The sequence below is a fragment of the Mesorhizobium sp. M0898 genome (assembly GCF_040319695.1).
GTDB lineage: Bacteria > Pseudomonadota > Alphaproteobacteria > Rhizobiales > Rhizobiaceae > Mesorhizobium.
Genome location: NZ_JAMYOE010000103.1, coordinates 1 through 4,161, shown reverse-complemented (window position 1 = coordinate 4,161; position 4,161 = coordinate 1). Strand labels below are relative to the sequence as shown.

5 protein-coding genes and 1 pseudogene are annotated in these 4,161 nt (G+C 60.0%); 4 read left to right on the top strand and 2 right to left on the bottom strand.

Going from position 1 to position 4,161, the window contains the following annotated elements:
• Positions 1-367 precede the first annotated feature (367 nt).
• Positions 368-1,052, top strand: a pseudogene (locus NKH90_RS34240) (IolE/MocC family protein).
• Positions 1,053-1,393: 341 nt separating this feature from the next.
• Here the strand turns inward: NKH90_RS34240 and NKH90_RS34235 are convergent.
• On the bottom strand, positions 1,394-1,558 hold the full coding sequence (locus NKH90_RS34235) for a hypothetical protein (protein ID WP_352542715.1): 165 nt from the start codon (positions 1,556-1,558) through the stop codon (positions 1,394-1,396).
• 145 nt (positions 1,559-1,703) lie between these two features.
• Between NKH90_RS34235 and NKH90_RS34230 the strand changes: the two genes are divergently transcribed.
• From NKH90_RS34230 to NKH90_RS34990, 3 genes are read left to right on the top strand one after another with little or no spacing between them, the layout of a single operon-like run.
• Positions 1,704-2,411 carry a hypothetical protein gene (locus NKH90_RS34230; protein WP_352823709.1) on the top strand — a complete coding sequence of 236 codons (708 nt, stop codon included), beginning with the start codon at positions 1,704-1,706 and terminating at the stop codon, positions 2,409-2,411.
• Positions 2,377-2,526: a DUF2274 domain-containing protein gene (locus NKH90_RS34225; RefSeq protein ID WP_502898903.1), complete on the top strand. Its 150-nt coding sequence runs from the start codon at positions 2,377-2,379 to the stop codon at positions 2,524-2,526. Before NKH90_RS34230 ends, NKH90_RS34225 begins: the two co-directional genes overlap by 35 nt.
• An 8-nt stretch (positions 2,527-2,534) precedes the next feature.
• Positions 2,535-2,603: a hypothetical protein gene (locus NKH90_RS34990; RefSeq protein WP_502898904.1), complete on the top strand. Its 69-nt coding sequence runs from the start codon at positions 2,535-2,537 to the stop codon at positions 2,601-2,603.
• A 29-nt stretch (positions 2,604-2,632) separates the two neighbouring features.
• Here NKH90_RS34990 and NKH90_RS34220 read toward each other — a convergent pair whose 3' ends face one another.
• Positions 2,633-3,520: a LysR family transcriptional regulator gene (locus NKH90_RS34220; protein WP_352823707.1), complete on the bottom strand. Its 888-nt coding sequence runs from the start codon at positions 3,518-3,520 to the stop codon at positions 2,633-2,635.
• Positions 3,521-4,161: the final 641 nt, after the last annotated feature.

Genomic DNA, 4,161 nt, shown 5'->3' with positions numbered 1-4,161 from the left:
TCCGCTAAACACGGGGGCTGCGCGGCGGACACGCCGACGTCACCGCGATGCCACGCCATTTTGCAGAACTTGACGCACACAACTGTTTAGCTTGAGAAAGGGGCTCTCAGTATCAAGTCTGTCTGAACGGGGTGCTCTTGAGAGCTTCCAGATTCGGGGGCAGGCAGTCTGCTTTGTCAGACTCGAGGTCGTCGCGGTCCGGTCCGGTTTAATGTAGGCCCACTGGCAATAGCGTAGACCGCTTGATCGCACTTGGGGTGAACGAAGACTCGTTTCGAGAATGGCATCGGTTCTGTAATTGCCATCTCACCTGGCAAGGATTCGGACCGGCCCGGCATTCCTGGCCGCCCGTCATTGGGGGTTGCGTATGAGCAACATTATCGCCGCAGGCTTTAACTCAGTCTCTTGCAATGGCAGATGGAGAGCCTTGAAGCGGACTTTCGCGCCTTTGCCGGTATGTGCGTCGAAGCCGTCGGACTGGAACTGACGACCCTCGACCTCATGGTCGGTGGTCGCGTCGTCCCCGAGAGAGCCGAGAGGCTTATCGGGCTGACGAGGCAGTTCGATTTCCGCTATACAGTTCACCGCGTCGTCTCATCGAACCTCACGGACCCGGCGGTCTACCGTTACCAGATTGACGCTGCCAAGGCCCGGGGGGTGGCGTAGACGGCAAATGCGGTTAGCCATCTGAACCTGGTGGCGCTCATCGATTTCAGTCACGCTTATGTTGAATCGACCCATCGCGGCCTGAACTTCCTTGAGCAACTGCGGGCCATGGCGCCGGTGACGGGCCACCTGCATGTCCATGGTTCCTTCGGGCGCCCACAGGGTCTCGATCGAACCTAACTCCCGCAGGAGAATGCAGCGCTAGGTCCGGGTGACCTGCACTTACTCCTCGGTTGGGGCGATATCGAGTGGGATGACATCTTCAGCGAGCTGGTCTTCTTGCCGGAGACGTTCTCATCATGAGAATCGGACCCCCTTACCGCAATGAGCAGCCCGGCAGCCTGGCGCAGGCAAAAAAACCTTATCGTCCTCAAGCATCGCGCTGAAAGCGGAGTGGCGGAATAAAGGTCGGGAAATCCGCCGCGTTGGTGCTGCCAACGTCGGTTAGCTGCCGAACTCGTTGGCAGCGAGTCGTCCGCATTGGAAGATCGACCGTGACGAGTTTTGTCGATCCTGTTTTCGATGAGATTGTAAGAAGAGTGCGCGTGCCGGTCTGCGATACGCCGGCCAGTTGGCCGGTCGTAGCGGTCGAGCGCGGGCAGGCGCCGGAGACGTGCCAGTCACGTACCCGTTGGCCAGCCGGGCCGTCGGCTGATTTCTGCTCCATGTGATCGCATGCGTGCTCGCCAACCCAGTACCTTGGCGGCGTCCGCCAGCCCGCTTCTGACTATTCCCTTTCCGTCGCACTTATTTTGATTCCGCGCCGTTCCGCGTACTCGATCAATGCGAGTTCTATCACCGAGGTGATAGAACGCCGCTCCGCTTCTGCAAGCTGTTGCGCCAAGGCCAACACCGGCGGATCAAGGCGGGTGGTGAACGGCTTTTTTGTCATTTTCGCTCTGCGGCTTGATATTCAGTTTCAAAAGGCGTATAGACATGCACGTGCACCGCACTTGCATCGCACGTGCGACGGCTGGCCGGAGTGCGCCAACACTCCAGCCCGCCTGACCACATCCCAAGCTGATGGAGCTCGGATCATGGCTGATTCCGACAATACCACGACTCTGCCTTACGTCACCCGCAGGCGAGTGCTTGAGGGAACAGTCGTGGCCACCACCGCGTGGACGCTCGAAGGCAACGCGCCCGCAAGCGACGGCGGCAGCACGAATGTGCGTTCTGATCCTGCCCTGGCGCTTTGGCGGGAATGGGAGAGAGTCCACAAACAGACCGAGCGGCTTTGCCGCAAGCAGCAGCGTTTAGAGACAAGGCTTGTTGAGGCCGTCGGCTTTCCTTGTGTGACCCTCCGCGTGCCCGAAGGTGAGCAGGTGACGGTCCACTCGATCGAGGGGCTCAATGAAGTGCTCGGCAACGGGCCGGATACGGCCGCTCTCCGAGAGAAGGCCGAAAATGAGTTCGCAATGCATCAAGCACGCTGGAATGCGGCGGCCGAGGAGACAGGTTACACCGCTGCGCTCAGGGCCGAACGCGAGGCTGGGGACCGGGCGAAGGATCTTCTGGGAGCCTTCTCAACCACCCCCGCTACGACTCTCGCTGGCGTGGCCGGCAAGCTCGATGCCGTGTTGCGCGAAGGCGAGGCATGGGAGGAATGCTCCGAGTTCCCCTGGCCACAAATCCGTTCAGCGCTCAGCGACCTAGTGCGCATCGCCGAAGGCTTTGGTGCTGACTGGGTGCGGCGCCGAAGGATCCGTCATGACCAAGCTGAAACTCTCCGCCATTCCCGATGACCGTCCGGTCAAGACCACGGCCGAACTGCCCGGCGCCGTTCATCGCGATTTGGTCGCCTATCCTGAATTGCTCGGCCGCGAGGCCGGACAGATAGTCGCCGATTCCGCAAGCTGATAGCGCCGATGCTGACCCGATTCGTGACAACGGACAGAGCCTTTGCCAGAGTTCGACGAGCCCTGAAGCGGGGATGACTTTTCGGGTCATTGTGGTCGGACGGCCGTCAGGACGAATACCGATCACGCAGGAACTCGATGAACATCGGCAGGGCAGGATTGGCGTTGTCCAGTCGCCAACGGGCAAAATTGCAGATCTGGATTGGCTTGCCCCCGATCCGCAGCTTGCGGCAGACGACACCTTCAGGAACATTGTTGGCATCTCCGTCGTGGATCAGAGCGACTCCCAGACCGTTCCCGACGAGGCGCAGAAGGATGCCCGCACTGACGTGATGTTCCACGATTGCGGGAAGCTGCACGCCATTTCCCACAGCGTCGGCGAGCAGAAATGCTTCGCCCCTACGCACGAGCAGCGTCTCTTGGCCCAGCTCCGACCACTCGATCACCGGGCGGGTTGCCAGAGGATGATTTGAAGCGAGAACGACGGCTAGGGTGTCCTTCCACAATCTCAGTTCGAATGCGCCGCCAGTGGATTGGGAGGAGGAAGTGACGGTAACATCGACCTCCGCCTCGCGCCGGGTAGCCCCAGGTTCAGGGTGAGAGCCTTCGATTAAGCTGACGGTCACATTTGGATGACATTTCCCGAAATCGATGACTGCATCCAGCGCTCGCCCGGCGAGGATGAGTCCGCTGGAGCCGATGGAAAGCCTTTGCTGTTCATCTTTGATGCCGGTCCTGGCCAGGGTGAGAGTATTGTCCAGTTGGAGTAGCACGGAGCGCAGACGATCCAGGAAGCGCTCCCCGGCCGGGGTTGGGCCAACGCCCCGAGCATGACGATGAAATATCCTCGTTCCCATCGCGTGTTCGAGATCGCTTATGCGCCGGCTGAGCGCGGAGTGATCGATCCCGGCGCGCCGGGCCGCGCGCAGAAAGCTGCCCTCCTCGGCGACCACAAGCGCATAATTGAGTGTCGCGAGTTGAATGGAACTCCGCATCTCTGCTCAGGTAATTAGCGATATTCGCAAGATGTTTGAGCGTTTTTGACGACTGCGGCTATCGCCAAATCTCAGTATTGACACCGGATGAGACCATCCACGCCTCTTTCGGAAAGGATCACAACGACGTCAGATGGGTACCCATCCGGTGAAGCCCTCGCCGGAGGCGTACTCAGATGGCGAGCACCAAGACCTCTCGCGATCCCACCGGAACGACCCAGAATCCTCATCGGAGAAGATGACTTCGAATGTCTTTGCCTTTGCGCCTTGCCCCGAGGAGAGCCTTTGTTCTTGAGTGGCCCTGATGGTCAGCCACGGCGAGCCGCCGTGATTTCATGCTGCGTCGGTACGCATTACTTCCGCGAGTAGTGAGGGCTCGCACGAGCCGATTAGGTGAGCTCGGATGGCAGACTACTCGCAGCGATGATCCCGGAGGACGCTCACCAAAAGATACTACTCCGTTTGTTGCTCACCTTATGGAAGGGCACGCCCGCTAGCCGGTGCGGGGGGATAGCACGGCGCCCGCCTGAAAAATTCGGGTGGTGGAACAAGACAGAGCGGCGGACCGTCTCGAATTGAAGGTCCGCCGTTCCGGGTCGTTCAGATCACAAGGAACGAACCTGCCGTAAGCGACAGACCTG

Excerpts from the sequence above, each read along its gene's own strand:
- NKH90_RS34235 (WP_352542715.1), bottom strand. The coding sequence starts at position 1,558 with ATGACAAAAAAGCCGTTCACCACCCGCCTTGATCCGCCGGTGTTGGCC.
- NKH90_RS34230 (WP_352823709.1), top strand. The coding sequence starts at position 1,704 with ATGGCTGATTCCGACAATACCACGACTCTGCCTTACGTCACCCGCAGG.
- NKH90_RS34225 (WP_502898903.1), top strand. The coding sequence starts at position 2,377 with ATGACCAAGCTGAAACTCTCCGCCATTCCCGATGACCGTCCGGTCAAG.
- NKH90_RS34220 (WP_352823707.1), bottom strand. The coding sequence starts at position 3,520 with ATGCGGAGTTCCATTCAACTCGCGACACTCAATTATGCGCTTGTGGTC.